A 17,376-nucleotide genomic window follows, 5' to 3' on the forward strand; every position below is an offset into this window, starting at 1 on the left:
CAGGTATCTCATTTACGAAAGGTGGATGTCATATGTCAGATAAAAAAGGATTCATGGGACTTGCAGCACTTGCGGCAGCCGGAGCCGGCGCAGCCATGCTGATGAAAAAAACAAGAGAGATCAACGAAGAGGAAAACCTCCATGTGAAAGAAACTACTGCAAACTACCGCAACACCGAGCGTGGAAAGCATGACAAAAACAGCAAAGGGATTTATTATTCCAACGGTAACTACGAAGCCTTTGCCCGTCCGGAAAAACCGGAAGGTGTGGACGACAAGCATGCCTACATTGTAGGAAGCGGTCTTGCTTCCCTGGCTGCTGCATGCTTCCTGGTAAGAGACGCACAGATGCCAGGTGATCATATCCACATCCTGGAAGCCATGGATATTGCCGGCGGTGCCTGCGATGGAATCTTTGATCCGTCCAGAGGCTATATCATGCGTGGCGGTCGTGAGATGGAAAACCATTTCGAGTGCCTGTGGGATCTTTTCCGCAGTATTCCTTCTCTTGAAAAACCGGGTGCTTCTGTTCTGGACGAGTTCTACTGGCTGAACAAGCACGACCCGAACTATTCTCTCTGCCGTGCAACCGTCAACCGTGGACAGGATGCCCATACCGACGGAAAATTTAACCTGAGCCAGAAGGGCTGCATGGAGATCATGAAGCTGTTTATGACAAAGGATGAGGATCTTTACGATAAAACCATCGAAGATGTATTTGATGATGAAGTGTTTGATTCCACCTTCTGGCTGTACTGGAGGACCATGTTCGCATTTGAAAACTGGCACAGTGCTCTGGAGATGAAGCTTTACTTCCAGCGTTTTATCCACCACATTGCAGGTCTTCCGGATTTCAGCGCCCTGAAATTCACCAAGTACAACCAGTACGAATCCCTGATCCTTCCCATGAAAAAATATCTGGAGGATGCAGGTGTTGACTTCCAGTTTAATACTGAAGTCACAAACGTGATCTTCAATTTCAAGGATGGCAAAAAGATCGCCACTGCTATCGAATGCAAGGTAAAGGATGTGGAGCAGGGTATCCTTCTTACAGAAAATGATTATGTTTTCGTCACTAACGGAAGCTGTACAGAGGGCACGATCTACGGTGACCAGAACCACGCACCAAACGGTGATGCAGAGGTCCGTACCAGTGGTGTATGGTCTCTGTGGAAAAATATCGCAGCTCAGGATCCTTCCTTCGGACATCCGGAAAAGTTCTGCTCAGACATTTCCAGAACAAACTGGGAATCCGCTACTGTCACCACTTTGGATGACCGTATTATCCCTTATATCACCAATATCAGCCAGCGTGATCCACGTACCGGCAAGGTTGTTACCGGTGGTATCGTAAGCTGCCAGGATTCCAAATGGCTCTTAAGCTGGACCATCAACCGTCAGGGACAGTTCAGGGAACAGGATCCGAAGAAGGTCTGTGTATGGGTTTACGGATTGTTCACAGATGTTCCCGGTGATTATATCAAGAAGCCGATGAAAGATTGTACTGGTAAGGAAATTACCGCCGAATGGCTGTACCACCTGGGTGTTCCGGTAGATCAGATCGACGATATGGCAGAAAACAGCGCTGTCTGCGTTCCGACCATGATGCCGTACATCACCGCCTTCTTCATGCCGCGTACCAAAGGTGACCGCCCGGATGTTATCCCGGATGGCTGTGTAAACTTTGCATTCCTGGGCCAGTTTGCGGAAACTCCTCGTGATACCGTATTCACAACAGAATATTCCGTACGTACTGCAATGGAGGCTGTATACGGACTTTTCGGTGTAGACCGTGGGGTTCCGGAAGTATGGGGAAGCGTTTACGATATCCGTGAGCTTCTGGACAGCAGTGTGAAGCTGATGGACGGAAAATCCCCGCTGGAGATCCAGCTGCCAGGGCCGCTGAATGCACTGAAGAAACCACTTCTGAATGTTGTGAAGGGTACTGTGATTGAGAAAGTACTGCGGGATCATGATGTGCTGAAAGATTATATGTAAGATATACAGCCTGCCAGGCAGATATTCTCAATCCGAAAATTAAGATTTGAACACAGTAACGGAGCCTCCGGTTCTATTCGTGCAGCAATCCCCCGGAAATACTTCTCGCGCGGTATTTCCAGGGGATTATTTTATTTTCTGATACTTATTTTCCCAGTGCTTCATTCATACTTCCGGAACGGAAGCCCTGAAGATCCAGAGTCACGTAAGAAAATCCCAATGTGCGGAATTTCTCTGTGATCTTTGTTCTTGTTTCATTATCTGCAATTTTCAGGATCTCTTCTTCCGGAACCTCGATCCTTGCCATGGTACCGTGGATGCGAACACGGAACTGATGGAATCCCAAATCCATCAGAAACTGCTCGGCCTGATCTACCATGTGAAGCTTCTCCTCGGTAATGGTCTCACCGTATACAAATCTGGAAGCAAGACAGGCAAAAGATGGCTTGTTCCAGGTCGGAAGATTCATGTCTTTTGACAGCTCCCGGATCTCTTCTTTATAGAGGCCTGCTTCCTGGAGCGGACTGCGGACCCCAAGCTCCTGGATAGCCCTTTTTCCCGGACGGTAGTCGCCCAGATCATCCATGTTGGAACCTTCCACGATCATGTTCATATGGCGCGCCTTTGCAGCTTCCCAAAGTCTGGTGAAGATGGCTTTTTTGCAGATATAGCAGCGGTCCGGCGGGTTCTGGCGGAATCCCGGGATGTCGAATTCGTTGATCTTGCATATCTCCTGGCAAATGTGATTTTCCTGGCAGAAATCTTGCGTTTCTTTCAGTTCTCTGTCGGTGAAGGAGCATGGACATGCGGTAATGGCCATAGCTTTGTCGCCAAGTGTTTCCTGTGCAGCTTTCAGCAAAAATGTGGAGTCCACTCCACCGGAAAAAGCTACGGCTACACTTCCCAGGGAACGGAGGATTTCCTGGAGTTTTCTGTATTTTTTTTCAAGTGTGATGTTATCTGTTGCTGGCATATGTTCTGTCACCTCGTAATTTGTAAAATCTTATTTTTGCCGGATCCGAATCTGTAATTTTCAGATTTGTTCTTATTGACATGCTCTTGCAATGCTATGTGTGTATTCTTTATTGTAAACGATACCTTTTTGCCATACAAGTATTTTTCTACCTGACAGATGTACTATGAAATTTATTAGTATCCTCTCTGTTTCCAAACATAATAAGACCGGAAATACAGCATATGCCATACTTCCAGTCTTTCTTTTTACAGTTATTACATTTCGATCACATCAAGATCATCCGGAACAAACAGATTTCCGTGATAATACTCTCTGCCTTCTGCTCCGTAAAGCTCTTTACGTTTCTTAATGTTCTTATCCTCTGTGTGATACAGGACAAGATTCTTAACTCCAAGGTTCTCAGCCAGCTCACTGGCATCCTTAACTGTGGAGTGATGCTTCTCATAGGGATTGAAGATATCACGCTGTCCATACAGACAGAATGCTTCGTGGAACATCCAGTCGCTACCTTTTGCGTATTTCTCTTCACATTCATTGTATGGCTCGTCTCCGCAGCAGGTAAGTACCTTACCACCGTCATAGATCATCTGGAAACCGAACTGTTTCGCCTTGGTGGAACCGATATCAAAGAAGGTCACTTTCTTATTAAGAATTGTTTTTTCCTCGCCGTCTTTTACCTCGATCAGATGAAGTCTGTCACCGATGTACTGTGTCTCCTTCTTATTCAGAAGCTTAAATGCCATGTCTTTCAGAAGTCCGATCACTTCATCATGAGCATAGATGTTTGCCTCGCCCTGATAAGTGCCTTTTTTCATGTTCTGGCAAATGATGCGGATCACCCACACGATCCCCATGATATGGTCTACGTGCTTATGTGTAACAAAGATCTCATGAACATCCATCAGATCAACGCCAGCCTTCTTCAGCTGGGAAAGCACCGTATTTCCGCCGCCTCCGTCAACCAGAAAATGGCCGTACTCATCGCTGAGCACGAAACATGTATTGTAGCACTCTGTTACCAGTGCGTTACCTGTTCCAAGCATGGTTAATTTCATTCTGTTCTCCTCCTGTATAGCCCTGGTCATCAAACATTCAGCCACCCACCATTCTGCTCTCTGACACTCTGACCGGCTGTCTCTGGTTATATTACAGACACATATACAACCGTTTAATTTTTTGTTTTCTTATTTTTTCTGTGTTTTTCGTGTCCAATGATAACATTATGAAGAAATATTTTCAATAAGATCCATTCATTTTCATAGCAGAAAAATCAATCCACAAATCTTCATAGATTCCTGTTTTCACAGAATCCAGTCCGGTGCTCCCTTGCATCCTCTGTCATCCAGTTTATCTGCATCGCAGATAACAGAAATATATAATATATGGATCCTGTACAAAAACAGGAGCAGTCACATGGCGTACCATGTCTGCTCCTGTTTTACATTTTTATTATTTCAGCATCTCTATCTCCGTCTCAAAATACTGTTCCTGAAACCGGACCTGTTCTCTGATCTCCTGTGCTGTCATGGTCATATCTTCCGGAACTGCCACCCATTTGTCTTCCACATCATTAAGGCGGTGGATGATGGCTATCACTTTTCCTGTAAATTCCTTTACCGGGTGATCGATCCCCAGAACATAAACGTCCTGTTCCTCGCCGTCCGGAGCGATGATCCCTTCGATGTAGCCGTAATTTACCGGGTAAAAAAGATCTTTGTGTTCCGGATGGTAACTGTTCATTGGACGGTCGATCATGATATGCACAAGCTGGCCCGGAGTCGGTTTCTTATTCTCATAAACCATCTGCTTCATTTATATTCCTCTTTAAGCACATACAAGAAATTAACGGATTTTTCTATTATGCCAGTAAATCGAAGATTTTTATTTCAATCCGTTCTTCGTTTTACCAAATCTCAGACTCTACAGCCGCACGCTCAATGCCAAGACCCTTCATATATCGATCCATAAATGCGTTGAATCCTTTCACACCTTCTGCTTCCGGCGCCAGTGTGCTGCCTTCGTTTCCTTTGAAGACATCTTCATCCAGGAAATCCGCAAGGTCTTCGCCTTCTCTCCTGTTAATCAGATAGGAAGCCAAAAGTGCGATTCCCCAGGCTCCTCCTTCTCCTGCTGTAGACATTACGGATACCGGTGCATCTACCGCATCTGCAAGGATCTGCTGGCCGACCCCCTTTGTCTTAAAGAGACCGCCGTGGCCCAGAAGCTTATCGATCTTTACATGCTCCTGATTCAGAAGGATATCCAGACCTACACGCATGGCGCCGAGGCAAGTGTAAAGATTATTTCGCATAAAGTTTGCCAGTGTAAATTTGCTCTCAGGAGAACGTACAAACAGTGGACGTCCCTCTTCAAAGCCGGTCATATGCTCACCGGAGAAATAGCAGTAGGAAAGAAGTCCGCCACAGTCCGGGTCGCCTTCCATGGCTTTGTTATAAAGAGTTCCGAACAGTTTGTTCATATCTACTTCCATGCCCATAGCTTCTGCAAATTCCTTAAACACATTTACCCATGCGTTCAGATCCGAAGTACAGTTGTTGGAATGTGCCATGGCAACCGGATCTCCTGCCGGAGTGGTAACCATGTCGATTTCTTTATACGGTTTGGAAAGTGCCTTCTCCAGGACGATCATGGCAAATACAGATGTTCCCGCAGAAACATTTCCGGTACGCCGACGGACACTGTTTGTGGCAACCATACCGGTTCCTGCGTCTCCCTCAGGCGGACACATCGGGATTCCAGCTTTCAGCTTTCCGCTTACATCCAGAAGTTTTGCGCCCTCCTCAGTAAGAACTCCTGCATCCTGACCTGCCACCAGAGCTTTCGGCATAATATCGCGAAGCTTCCATGGGAAACCATAAGGCGCAACCAGTTCATCGAACTTCTGCACCATCTCCTCGTTATAGTCCTTCGTTTCACTGTCGATCGGGAACATACCTGCCGCATCACCGATACCAAGAACTCTTTTTCCGGTGAGTTTCCAATGCACATAGGCTTCCAGAGTGGTGATATAATCGATATCTTTTACATGCTCCTCACCGTTAAGGATTGCCTGATACAGGTGTGCGATGCTCCATCTCTGAGGGATATTGTAATGGAAAAGCTCTGCCAGCTTCTCAGAGGCTTCTCCTGTGATGTTGTTTCTCCAGGTACGGAACGGGACCATCAGCTCTCCCTCTTTATTAAACGGCATATAGCCATGCATCATGGCACTGACACCAAACGCACCTACGCTTGTAAGCTCCACTCCATATTTTTTCTGAACATCTTCTGCCATATCCTGGTAACTGCCCTGGAGACCTTTCCAGATCTCCTCCAGGCTGTATGTCCAGATACCATCCACATACTGGTTCTCCCATTCATAGGCTCCGGATGCGATGGGCTGGTTCTTATCGTCCACCAGAACTGCCTTGATCCTTGTGGAACCAAACTCAATACCAAGAGCCGTGCGATTCTCAAGAATTGCTGTTTTTGCCTCATTTACTCCCATTGTAAAAAACCTCCCATATTATTTGCTGAAATACATGCTGTTCCATCTCAGCTCATTCTGCAGATTCCGGATCGTTGTATCGCCATCAATATAAACCGCTTCAATACCCATAGCTGCTGTTTTCCAGTCACCCTCGCCACCGAAGCCATAGCCTTTTTCCATCAGTCGCTGGATTGCAAGTCCCGGAAGCTGTTTCAGGGAGCCCAGATCACCAAAGTGCGTTACGACAGCCTGATAATTTTTCTCCTCGAGGAAGCGCTCAAAACCGATCTCGATCCCTGCCTGGACTGCTACATGCTTCTTAAATTCCTCAGGGTCACGTCCATCCAGAATCATATCGTATTTATTATAATATTCTTCTACCAGAACATCAATATCTCCCTGGCTTACATCCTGAACATATTCTGCGATCTCATTAACCGGATAAGCATCGATCTCCCAGTTTTTCCTGGGGATGGGTGATAGTGGCAATGCCCTGTCCCTGTCTTGCATATAGTGAATTATCATAGCCGGTTACCGCAACATCTTCCGGGATCTTTTTTCCCTGACGTTCCAGTTCTTCCATGACCTGGACAGCGATCTGTTGTTTTTATTATTTATCAAAAGTTCCATATAAAGAAAGGCCGGAACACCCTCCCCATTCTGGTGTTCCGGCCTTTATATGCTGCCTTGCATATTTATTTCAAAGTTTTTGCTGCCTTCCGATCATTTCCTGCCTTAGCGGTACATCTTCATATAATCCCCGTGTGCCTCGATCAGCTCATCACACATTGCCTGGATGTCTTTGATGTTCAGCTCTGCACCTGTGTGCGGGTCCATCATGGCTGCCTGATAGATTTTCTGGCGGTCTTTGGTCACTGCTGCCTCAATAGCAAGGAGCTGCGGGCTGATATTGGATGAATTCATAGCTGCCAGCTGTGTAGGAAGCTTGCCCACTTTTACCGGATGTACACCGGTTCCGTCGATATAGCATGGAACCTCTACGCAGGCATCCGACGGAAGGTTATCGATGTAACCGTTGTTAAGAACATTTCCACCGATCTTGTACGGTGTGTTTGTAACAACAGCCTCCATGATATAAGAAGCATACTCTTTACTTCTCTCATGGCCGATCTTGCCATCCTTGAGGATATCCTCGCGCTCTTTTTCCCAGCCCTCGATCTGTTTGATACATCTTCTCGGATATTCGTCAAGCGGAATATTGAACTCCTCGATCATCTCCGGATATTTGGATTTAATGAAGAACGGATTATACTCTGCATTGTGCTCACTGGACTCTGTGCAATAGTATCCAAGATGACGGATATACTCATAACGCACCATGTCCTCATGCTTCTCACCGGAGGTATTCTTCTCCTCGGCAATTCTGCGGATCTCCGGATACAGATCATTTCCGTCTTTGTCGTGGATCTCAAGGAGCCACGCCATGTGGTTGATACCTGCGATCAGCTCAGTACGTCCCTCAATCTTGTCTTCCATTCCCATTCCCTCAAGAAGCTTCTGGGAACATACCTGCACGCTGTGGCAGAGACCTACCGTGCGGATCTTTGTGAAGCGCTGCATATAGCCGGTAAGCATTGCCATAGGGTTGGAGTAGTTCAGGAACAGAGTGTTCGGGCAGACTTCTTCCATATCCCGGGCAAATTCTTCCAGAACCGGAATGGTACGAAGTGCACGCATGATTCCGCCGATTCCCAGGGTATCTGCGATTGTCTGTTTGATGCCGTATTTCTTCGGGATCTCAAAGTCTGTTACGGTGCATGGCTCATAACCGCCTACCTGAATAGCATTGACTACGAAATCTGCATCTCGAAGTGCATCTTTACGGTTCTCTGCACCAAGATAGGTCTTGATCACTGCACGATCCTCGTTTACGTTGTGGTTGATGGCACTTAAGATAATTCTGGAATCCTCCAGCCTCTTCTCATCGATATCATAAAGTGCGATCTCGCTCTCGCGAAGTGCCGGTGTACACATACAGTCACCAAGTACATTTCTTGCGAAAACCGTGCTTCCTGCTCCCATAAATGTAATTTTGATCATGTTCGTTCCTCCTGCCTGTCTTTTTGGATATTTCTGTGAAAAATACCTCTGTTTTTTATAAAAGTACTGATTTTCTGCTGTTTCTGCGGTGCAGCTCCGCTTTGTTTTTATTATGTCTTTATGATACTGCCGAAAGTATCTTTAAAATATATACTTTGATGTCAATAATTGTTGTTTTGTTGCATGAAATATAAATGCCCGTTTACTGATACAGTTCAGAAATTTCCTATAAAACATATTTCCTATAAAATTTACTTCCATTCGTTTTTATGCTTTTTTATGTTTTCGGAACATTGCAAAGTAATTTTCCATAATGCAAAAACTCTCCATCCGATACCAGGATCATATATATCCTGATTCGGACAGAGAGCTGTTATTTTTTATTGCAAAGGTCTGCCAGCAACAAAAGGTACTGCCAGTTATCAGGCCTCAGATTCCGTATAATCGCCCTTCTTTCCATTCACTACAAGTCTTCTCTTTTCTTCCTTGTATTCTCTCGGACTTCTTCCTGTTCTTGCCTTGAATACCTTGGAAAAAGCCAGCGGATCTCCATACCCTACTCTTGCAGCTACTTCACTGACCTGAATATCTCCGTTTTTCAGAAGAGTTTTCGCCTTCTCAATGCGAAGATTCATAAGATATTCCTGCGGCGAGCATCCAAGGCTTTTTTTAAATGAACTGGTAAGATAGCTCCGGTTGACGCCAATGCGGTCTGCCAGCTCATTGATCTTCAGCCTCTTGTCAAAGTTGGCTGCAATGTAATCCACTGCCTGCTCCACATAAACGGAATTTGGATATCTGTGGGATGGAAGAAGCTTGCCTTCTCTCAGACATGCATCCCGGTTATCTGTGATCAGGTCAGAAAAAAGAAGCAGCAGAAGTCCGTTTCGTTTCAGCTCATTTTCAAAAACGAGCTTGTTGGTCCGTACCATTGCATCAATATACTTCGCAGCATTTTCCATGCAGTGGATCCTTCGGACCGGATTTTCCCGGCTAAAACCACTTACATGAATTACTTCCTCGGCAATCATTCCCTCAAATCCTACCCAGCGGTACGTCCAGGGATCGTCCATGTCTGCCTCATACCAGGCCTCCACACTGGGTGGAATCAGAAATGCTTCTCCACCGGTCAGATGATACTGATAGCCATCCATCTCAAAAACTCCGCTTCCGGATTCCACGATATGAAGTACATGGGAGATCCTTTTATTTGGTCCAAATCGATATCCCGGATCACATTTTTCCCACCCACAGTAAGTAAGACAGAGATCCACCGCACCTTTCTTTAAATTCTCCAGACATTTATAGCTGTCTGAGTTTGTAAAACCAACTGTATGAAGCAACTTGCCACCTCCCTGATGTCATATATTACATTTCCGACCGTGCGCTGCTTCGCCACCCAATAACAGACCGCCATATCCGGCGGCCTGTTATTTTTCTGGTCAGGCGGATGTTTTTTCTACAGACAGTTTTTATTCCATCACTTGCAGAAATCAGTCCTCTGCTTCAATTGTATACAATACAGAATGGAAGTCACCGTTTGTCTTATTGCAGTAGTCACGATCAACCGGGATTCCTGCATACATCAGCTCATTTCCGTAAGCTTTCAGGCACTTATCTTCCCATTTTACTTTGTAAAGCTGATCCTCGTCAAGACCTTTGAACCGCAGACGCATCCAGGAAGCATTTACCTTGTTCAGTCTCTCATAGTATCCGGCAACTGCCTGTTTTTTGTCTCTGGAAACAACCATCCATGCAGTATCATTTCCTTCGAACGGGCTTAAGATACGGTAGAAATCACCCTCCACCTGGATCAGATCACGATGTTCCTTCATGAATTCCACCTGTGCCTTTACCTCTTCGATCTCTTCATCACTTAAGAGGTTCAGATCCAGCTCATAGCCAAAGGTTCCGAAATATGCCACATTTGCTCTTGTGGAAAGCGGTGTGGTACGGTGCAGCTGATGATTCGGTACTGCTGATACATGAGATCCCATGCTGACGATCGGATAGACAAAGGAGGTACCGTACTGGATCTTTTCTCTCTCAGCTGCATCGGTATCATCACTGGTCCATGTCTGCGGTGCAAAATACAGCATTCCCGGATCAAATCTTGCTCCGCCGCTTGCGCAGGATTCAAAGAGGATGTCAGGGAATCTCTCTGTCAGTCTTGTATACAGCTCATAAACACCAAGGATATATTTATGCATAGTCTTGCCCTGATCTGCTGCAGATGCGCCGCGGCTGAAAGGCTCAGACATATAACGGTTCATATCCCATTTAATGTAGGAAATGGAAGATTCCTCGATAACCTTGGAGATGGAATCATAAATGAAATCCACAACCTCAGGTCTGGAAAAATCAAGAACGTGCTGATGTCTTGAGTGAGACTCAAAACGGTCCGGTGCTCCGATGAGCCAGTCCGGATGTGCTCTGTAGCAGTCACTGTTCTTGTTTACCATCTCAAGCTCTACCCAGAGACCGAATTTCAGGCCCATCTCCTCGATCTTACGGGAAAGTCCGGAAATTCCGTTCGGAAGCTTATTCTTATTTACGAACCAGTCGCCAAGCCCCTGGTAATCATCGTTTCTGGTTCCGAACCATCCGTCATCCAGAACGAACAGCTCTACCCCAACCTCTTTGGCTTTTTTTGCAATATTGAGGATTTTTTCCTCATTAAAATCAAAATAGGTCGCTTCCCAGTTATTGAGGAGGATCGGGCGTGCATGATTTCTCCATTTTCCACGCATCAGACGGTCACGGTACAGTCTGTGGTAAGCCTGGCTCATTCCGTTTAAGCCCTTATCACTGTATACCATAACAACCTCCGGAGTCTGGAATTCCTCATCTCTGGAAAGCTCCCAGGAAAATCCCTGTGGATTGATTCCCATCATAACTCGTGTCATCTCGTAGGTGGAAACCTCGACCTGTGCAAGGAAGTTGCCGCTGTACACAAAGCTGAATCCAAAAACCTCGCCTGTGTCTTCTGTTGTATGAGGACGCTTCAGTGCGATAAACGGATTCTGCTCAGAGCTGGAACCGGTTCCTGCAAGACTCTGTACAGCCTGTGTACCCATCTCAAGTTTACGTGTTTTTACATAGCGCTCACGTGCCCACGCACCGGAAAGATGGATCATCTCATACTCCATATCCGGAAACTCCACTGCTGCACTCATCACATTCTCAAGGCGGATCTTCTGATCCCCTTTCTGAACAAGGCGTGCGCTTCTGGTGATCACCGGGTAATCCTCATATACGGAATATGTAAGAACAAGGTCTGTGTCCATCACAGAATCATGAAGTGTGATATCCAGAGATGTTGCTTCCTCATCACTTTCTGTATAAGTTGCCGGAAGACCTGCAAGCTTCTTCTTGCCGCCATAGATCTCATGAGAAACATATTTGAAATCTACGATCTCGCTTCCGTTCTCCTGACGAACAGTAAGGGCAGGGTTTCTGTAATCACCGGTTCCGTAAACAGGATACTCCTGTTTGGTATACTGCATGGAAAGAAGTCCTGGCTCCGGAACGCATACAGCCATCAGGGAACGCATGATCTCTTCATGAAGATAACTGAAATCCTCTTTATCGCGGATAGCTTTTCCATAGTACAGATTCTCCATCTGACCATTTTCCATGATACAGGTGATGTAGCTTAAATGTTTGTTATAAATGTGGAATGTCTTTGATCCCTCGTGAAATTTAATCGGCATAATTTTCTCCTTTTTTCATTTACTGCAGATAAAAATATCCGCCTCTTTCCTTAAGAATCATCAAATAACTGTGCATTTTGGCATTTGCTTCGATAAAAATACCGCTGACAACCTCAATAACCAAATCCTCAGTTATATACATTGTCAGCGGTCTTGTATTACCTTATGTAATATTTCTGATTACAGTTTTCCACCGCTGGTAGCAATACCTTCGATAAACTGTTTCTGGAAGATCATGTAGATCACGATCATCGGAATGCAGGCGATCAGAGATGCAGCCATCAGTTCCGGGAATTTGGATACGTACTGGCCCTGCATCTTTGCAAGTGCGGAAGAAAGTACCAGCATATCCTTATCTGTATTAACGATCATCGGCCACATCAGGTCTTTGAATGCGAATACAGCTGTGAAAATTCCAAGTGCGACCATACTGGATCTTGTAAGTGGTGCCATGATGTAAAGGAAGGTCTGACCGATGTTACATCCGTCAAGTCTGGCAGCCTCCTCCAGATCCTTCGGCAGTCCCATGTATCCCTGTCTCAAAAGGAAGGTACCGAACGCAGTGACAATACCCGGGAATACAAGGGCAAAGATCGTATTCAGCATACCCATCTTGCTGACCATCAGGTACTGCGGGATGATGAAGATCTGTACCGGAACCATCATCTGGAACAGTACAAGACTGAAGCAGAGATCACGGCCCTTGAAGTTCAGTCGTCCAAATGCATAGCCTGCCATAGTTGCTGTAAGAACCGCACACACTACTCGGAAGAAGATCAGAAGCAGTGTATTCTTGTACAGAAGCAGGAAGTTCATGTTATTGATAACAGAAATAAATGCGTCTTTTCTCCATATTTTCGGGAAAATAGTGAAAGGATCTACAGATGTTGCTTCAGTTACAGTTTTAAAAGCTGTCAGGATCATCCAGATAAATGGCACAAGCATCGTTATGGACACAATGATCAGTATGACATGTATTAAAATAGTGGTTAATTTCTTTTTTGTTTCCATACTATCCATGGTTAATCCCCCTTTTTAGTTGTAGAATACCCATTTCTTCTGACCGATCATCTGGAATACTGTCAGGATCATGGTGATAATAAGAAGTACTACTACGATCGTAGCGCCGTATCCCATGTTCTTATTGATAAATGCATATTTATAGAACAGGTAAACCAGTGACTGAGTCTTGGTAAGTGCCGGGTTTGACTTGTCAATAACCATATAGATCAGGTCGAATACCTGAAGGGATCCGATCACACGGGTAACAAGTACGAAGAAAATGGTTGGTGAAAGAAGCGGGATCGTAATGCTGAAGAATGCATTCACACCTGTAGCTCCGTCAATCTCTGCCGCTTCATAATAATCTCTCGGAATTTCCTGAAGTCCTGCCAGAAAAAGAACCATATTGTAACCGATGATAGACCATACACCGATGATCGCAACTGCAAATACTGCAATTTTCGGATTAGAAACCCAGTTTACATGAACATGGAAAACGTTATTGATAAGACCATAATCAGAGTTGAACAGCCATCTCCATACCATGGCTACCGCTGCCGGAGCTGCTACCATCGGAAGGAAGATGATGGTTCTGTAAACAGAACGGCCCTTCATCTTTCTGTTAAGAAGTACTGCAAGAACAAGTGCGATGACAATGGAAAAAGGAACCTCCACGATCGCATATTTGAATGTGTTGATCAGTGCCTGCCAGATCTCTTTATCTGCAAAAACCTTCTGATAGTTCTGTAAACCGATAAAGATATTTCCTTTACCAAAATCTCCTGTTTTGAAAAAGCTCTGGTAAATAGTCTGGAAGATCGGAATGATGTTCAATACAATCAGTCCGATGGTTGTTGGGAGAATAAACAGCCAGCCCCAGAGGAACTCACTGCGCTCTCTCTTTGTCCGTGCCTGTGACTTGGTAGTTTTAGCCATAAGAATCACTCCTTCTATTCCTTCTATGTATGAGGCCGCTGCACCTGAGTGCGGCGGCCCCTCTCATTACTGCACTTAATTATCGGTGTTTCTTAATGCTTACTCCTCAGCCAGCTTCTCGTTCATCTGATCAGCCATCTGCTTGCAAGCCTCTTCCATTGTGATGTCGCCTGTGTATACGCCCTTAAGGATCTCGTTGTCCTCGTTCTCCCATGTTACAGTAGATTTGGAGTATGGACGGATCTCCATGTCATCCATCATGTTCAGATAAGCCTGAAGGTTGAAGTCTGCGGATTTAGCCCATGCATCAGATGTTCCTGTGTATGCACTCATTGTAACACCAAGCTCAGCCTGTTTCTCCTGAGCCTCTTTGGATCCGAGGTACTCGATCAGCTGCCAAGCTTCGTCTGTGTGCTCACCGGAAGCAGATGCTGCCCATCCAAGTCCGTTATATGAGGAAGCTCTTCTGCCTGTCTCAGCGTTCTTAGGAAGCTCTACACAATCACAGTTCGCTGCTGTGTACTCATTCTCTTTAAATGCTGAAATCATCCAGGAGCCCTGGCATGTCATAGCGATCTTGCCAGCCTCGAAAAGTACGTCCTCGTTGTTCTCGGACATTGTCTCAAGAGACGGGATCACGCCATCCTTGATCCATCCTTCCAGTGTCTGCATAGCTGCGATCGTCTTCTCATCATCCCAGCCGGATTTTGTCTTGTCATCGCTGATGATGTATCCGCCGTTATCATAGATCAGGTTGTAGTATCCGGCCTGGTTGTTATCATTTCTCATTGCGAGACCGTACTGGGAACCATCATCCTTAGTAAGCTTCTTAGCTGCCTCTGTAACATCATCCCATGTCCAGTCAGCTGTCGGATAATCAAGTCCTGCCTCGTCAAATAATGTCTTGTTGTACCAGAGAGCGATTGTATCTATATCCTTCGGTACTGCATAATATTTGTCATCGTATGTATACAGTCCCCAGATATCCTCCGGATAGTTCTCCGGATCGATCAGATCGCTGTCTTTGATCTTATCGGTCAGATCAAGAAGCATATCGTTGGACATGTATCTCTCACTCTCATTGGAGTGCATCCAGAATACGTCCGGAAGGGAACCACCCTGTGCACCGGCCTCAAGCATTGTCCAGTACTCATCCCATTTAACAACGGAGATCTCTGTCTTGATTCCTGTCTTCTCTGTGAAGTCTGCAAGAATTTCTTTGATTCCCGGCTCCTGGTTGGTGTCCCAGATGGATACGGAAAGTGTAACATCGTCACCTTTTGCATATACCGGAACTGCTGTCATTACCATGGCACCTGCTAACAATAATGCTGCTACTCTTTTGAAATTCATAACTTCTTCCTCCTTTTAAATCTTTCTTATTTTCCCTCTTTCTTTTGGTCAGTTTTTATATTTTTTCACGTCCCTGACCGTTGATATTATTATAATTGCACATGGAAAAATGATAAATGGATTATTGTCATTTCAATATGGAAAAATGTTACTTTTTATTCATTTTATCCATTTTTTGTTCACACTTTGTTAATTATCCGTCATTTTTCCAGTTTCTTTTACGTTTTTTTTATATACCCTCACAATTTTTACTATTTTTGAGTATGTTTTGGCGCTCATTTATCCCCTTGTAGCAAAACCAACATTTTTACATATGTATTTTTGTATGTTTTTACTAACTCAAAACATGTATAAATGTCATTTGCCGAATAATCTGTTTTTCCGTTCCTAACACAATTCCATGCACGCTATCATTTCCACATGTGCACGCAAAATTCCATATTTTTTTATACAGTCCTATAAACCGTTCTGTATCCTGCGTTTTTCCTGCCGAAAAATTTCCCGGCTGTACTGTTTTTCTCACCGTCAGATGTGTATTGACGATCCGTATTCGCTGCGAAGCATATTGCTGTTCATTCTGTGACCGGCAATACGCTTCGTGATGCACAAGATACTTATCTGCGTTCCCTCTCTTTACACACAGTCAAAAACTGTGCTAAGATTAGCTGGATCGGACTTTACACCTATAGTCTGTTTTTCATTTCTATATTTCTATATAAGGAGGTTATTAACAGTTAAATATAAATTATAAAATCATATAAGTACATGTTTGGTTTTATAAGATATTAGAGTGGAATATTATGGAAAGGAGCTGATGCTTTGAGTAAATATTATTCTATACATGAATTTTCAAAAATTATAGGCGTATCCGCCCAGACATTACGAAATTGGGATGCCAATGGAAAACTTCATCCGCATCATACTACAGTAAGCGGCTATAGATATTATTCTGACGAGCAACTCAACCAGGTAATAAATGTAAAGCCTAAAAATCGCATTACAATTGGATATTGTCGCGTTTCCAGCCATAAACAGAAAGATGATCTGGAACGACAGATTGATAATACTGAAAAATCCGAACAGCAGGAACTTGTTGAAGATCTGGTTCAGATGATCGCAGTATTCAGTTGCAAATTACAAGGAAAACGAGCGAATAAAGCTAAGAAACTTATCCGGGAACTGATACAGGAGGAAGTAGATGGTAAAAGCCATAAAAGTAATGTTGATACCAAACAATGTACAGAAAACTAAGATGTTTCAGTACGCAGGTGCTTCAAGATTTGCTTATAACTGGGCTTTGGCAAGGGAAATAGAAAACTATGAAAAAGGCGGAAAATTCATTTCAGATGCAGAACTCAGAAAAGAATTTACAAAGCTTAGACATTCTGATGGATACGCATGGTTATTGAGTATTTCAAATAATGTAACCAAACAGGGGATCAAAGATGCCTGCACTGCTTATAAGAACTTTTTCAAAGGTTTGCAGAAATTCCCAAGGTTCAAGTCAAAAAAGAGAGCAATGCCGAAGTTCTATCAGGATAATATTAAGATACAATTCAGCAATACTCATGTTAAGTTTGAAGGATTTTCTTCGAGCAGGAAAAGAAATAAACAAAAACTAAATTGGGTAAGACTTGCAGAGCATGGTTGTATTCCTACAGATGCTAAATATATGAATCCGCGAATATCCTTTGACGGATTGAACTGGTGGATCAGCGTATGTGTGGAATTTCCTGATTGCATAGAAAAACTTAATGATGATGGGATTGGTATAGATCTAGGGATCAAAGATCTGGCTATCTGCTCTGATGGAGCTAAGTATAAGAACATCAATAAAAGTCAGAAAGT

At 44.4% G+C, this 17,376-nt stretch carries 14 protein-coding genes and 1 pseudogene; 3 read left to right on the plus strand and 12 right to left on the minus strand.

Features of this window, described 5'->3' with window-relative positions; genetic code table 11:
- Positions 1-32 precede the first annotated feature (32 nt).
- On the plus strand, positions 33-1,997 hold the full coding sequence (locus DW694_RS07875) for an oleate hydratase (RefSeq protein ID WP_118752811.1): 1,965 nt from the start codon (positions 33-35) through the stop codon (positions 1,995-1,997).
- A gap of 145 nt (positions 1,998-2,142) precedes the next feature.
- On the opposite strand, the gene larE is transcribed toward DW694_RS07875, so the two are convergent.
- From larE to DW694_RS07935, 12 genes and pseudogenes are all read right to left on the minus strand, one after another.
- Complete coding sequence (gene larE / locus DW694_RS07880; RefSeq protein WP_118752812.1) at positions 2,143-2,970, minus strand: ATP-dependent sacrificial sulfur transferase LarE; 828 nt, start codon at positions 2,968-2,970, stop codon at positions 2,143-2,145.
- Positions 2,971-3,227: 257 nt separating this feature from the next.
- Complete coding sequence (locus DW694_RS07885; protein WP_022426660.1) at positions 3,228-4,028, minus strand: MBL fold metallo-hydrolase; 801 nt, start codon at positions 4,026-4,028, stop codon at positions 3,228-3,230.
- A gap of 394 nt (positions 4,029-4,422) precedes the next feature.
- Positions 4,423-4,785 (minus strand): inorganic diphosphatase, encoded by a 363-nt coding sequence (locus DW694_RS07895; RefSeq protein ID WP_270614140.1) that lies wholly within the window; start codon positions 4,783-4,785, stop codon positions 4,423-4,425.
- A gap of 91 nt (positions 4,786-4,876) precedes the next feature.
- The gene (locus DW694_RS07900; RefSeq protein ID WP_286186895.1) at positions 4,877-6,454 is read right to left on the minus strand and encodes an FGGY-family carbohydrate kinase; all 1,578 of its coding nucleotides are present in this window, start codon (positions 6,452-6,454) and stop codon (positions 4,877-4,879) included.
- A pseudogene (locus DW694_RS16875) lies at positions 6,437-6,922 on the minus strand (hypothetical protein); the annotation flags it as partial. The pseudogene DW694_RS16875 and the gene DW694_RS07900, both read right to left, overlap by 18 nt.
- The gene (locus tag DW694_RS07905) at positions 6,897-7,046 is read right to left on the minus strand and encodes a substrate-binding domain-containing protein (RefSeq protein ID WP_118752813.1); all 150 of its coding nucleotides are present in this window, start codon (positions 7,044-7,046) and stop codon (positions 6,897-6,899) included. The pseudogene DW694_RS16875 and the gene DW694_RS07905, both read right to left, overlap by 26 nt.
- Positions 7,047-7,198: 152 nt before the next feature.
- Positions 7,199-8,524 (minus strand): alpha-glucosidase/alpha-galactosidase, encoded by a 1,326-nt coding sequence (locus DW694_RS07910; RefSeq protein WP_118752814.1) that lies wholly within the window; start codon positions 8,522-8,524, stop codon positions 7,199-7,201.
- A gap of 422 nt (positions 8,525-8,946) precedes the next feature.
- Entirely contained in the window at positions 8,947-9,867 is a 921-nt protein-coding gene (locus DW694_RS07915; RefSeq protein ID WP_118752815.1) for an AraC family transcriptional regulator, read from the minus strand.
- Positions 9,868-10,017: 150 nt separating this feature from the next.
- Positions 10,018-12,237 (minus strand): alpha-galactosidase, encoded by a 2,220-nt coding sequence (locus DW694_RS07920; protein WP_118752816.1) that lies wholly within the window; start codon positions 12,235-12,237, stop codon positions 10,018-10,020.
- Between the two features lie 180 nt (positions 12,238-12,417).
- Positions 12,418-13,248 carry a carbohydrate ABC transporter permease gene (locus DW694_RS07925; protein ID WP_353615808.1) on the minus strand — a complete coding sequence of 277 codons (831 nt, stop codon included), beginning with the start codon at positions 13,246-13,248 and terminating at the stop codon, positions 12,418-12,420.
- 24 nt (positions 13,249-13,272) lie between these two features.
- Complete coding sequence (locus tag DW694_RS07930; protein WP_118608117.1) at positions 13,273-14,175, minus strand: sugar ABC transporter permease; 903 nt, start codon at positions 14,173-14,175, stop codon at positions 13,273-13,275.
- A 99-nt stretch (positions 14,176-14,274) separates the two neighbouring features.
- On the minus strand, positions 14,275-15,528 hold the full coding sequence (locus DW694_RS07935; RefSeq protein ID WP_118752817.1) for a sugar ABC transporter substrate-binding protein: 1,254 nt from the start codon (positions 15,526-15,528) through the stop codon (positions 14,275-14,277).
- Positions 15,529-16,347: 819 nt separating this feature from the next.
- On the opposite strand from DW694_RS07935, the gene DW694_RS07940 reads away from it, so the two are divergent.
- Complete coding sequence (locus DW694_RS07940) at positions 16,348-16,779, plus strand: MerR family transcriptional regulator (protein WP_110103295.1); 432 nt, start codon at positions 16,348-16,350, stop codon at positions 16,777-16,779.
- Positions 16,727-17,376 (plus strand): RNA-guided endonuclease TnpB family protein (locus DW694_RS07945; protein ID WP_182465486.1); only part of this gene is annotated, 650 nt, incomplete at its 3' end. The genes DW694_RS07940 and DW694_RS07945, both read left to right, overlap by 53 nt.

The organism is Ruminococcus sp. AM26-12LB (assembly GCF_003480785.1).
GTDB classification, from domain to species: Bacteria; Bacillota; Clostridia; order Lachnospirales; family Lachnospiraceae; genus Blautia_A; species Blautia_A fusiformis.

Bases quoted from the DNA above. Each gene is read 5' to 3' on its own strand.
- DW694_RS07875 (WP_118752811.1), top strand. From the start codon at position 33: ATGTCAGATAAAAAAGGATTCATGGGACTTGCAGCACTTGCGGCAGCC.
- larE (WP_118752812.1), bottom strand. From the start codon at position 2,970: ATGCCAGCAACAGATAACATCACACTTGAAAAAAAATACAGAAAACTC.
- DW694_RS07885 (WP_022426660.1), bottom strand. From the start codon at position 4,028: ATGAAATTAACCATGCTTGGAACAGGTAACGCACTGGTAACAGAGTGC.
- DW694_RS07895 (WP_270614140.1), bottom strand. From the start codon at position 4,785: ATGAAGCAGATGGTTTATGAGAATAAGAAACCGACTCCGGGCCAGCTT.
- DW694_RS07905 (WP_118752813.1), bottom strand. From the start codon at position 7,046: ATGGAAGAACTGGAACGTCAGGGAAAAAAGATCCCGGAAGATGTTGCG.
- DW694_RS07910 (WP_118752814.1), bottom strand. From the start codon at position 8,524: ATGATCAAAATTACATTTATGGGAGCAGGAAGCACGGTTTTCGCAAGA.
- DW694_RS07920 (WP_118752816.1), bottom strand. From the start codon at position 12,237: ATGCCGATTAAATTTCACGAGGGATCAAAGACATTCCACATTTATAAC.
- DW694_RS07925 (WP_353615808.1), bottom strand. From the start codon at position 13,248: ATGGAAACAAAAAAGAAATTAACCACTATTTTAATACATGTCATACTG.
- DW694_RS07930 (WP_118608117.1), bottom strand. From the start codon at position 14,175: ATGGCTAAAACTACCAAGTCACAGGCACGGACAAAGAGAGAGCGCAGT.
- DW694_RS07935 (WP_118752817.1), bottom strand. From the start codon at position 15,528: ATGAATTTCAAAAGAGTAGCAGCATTATTGTTAGCAGGTGCCATGGTA.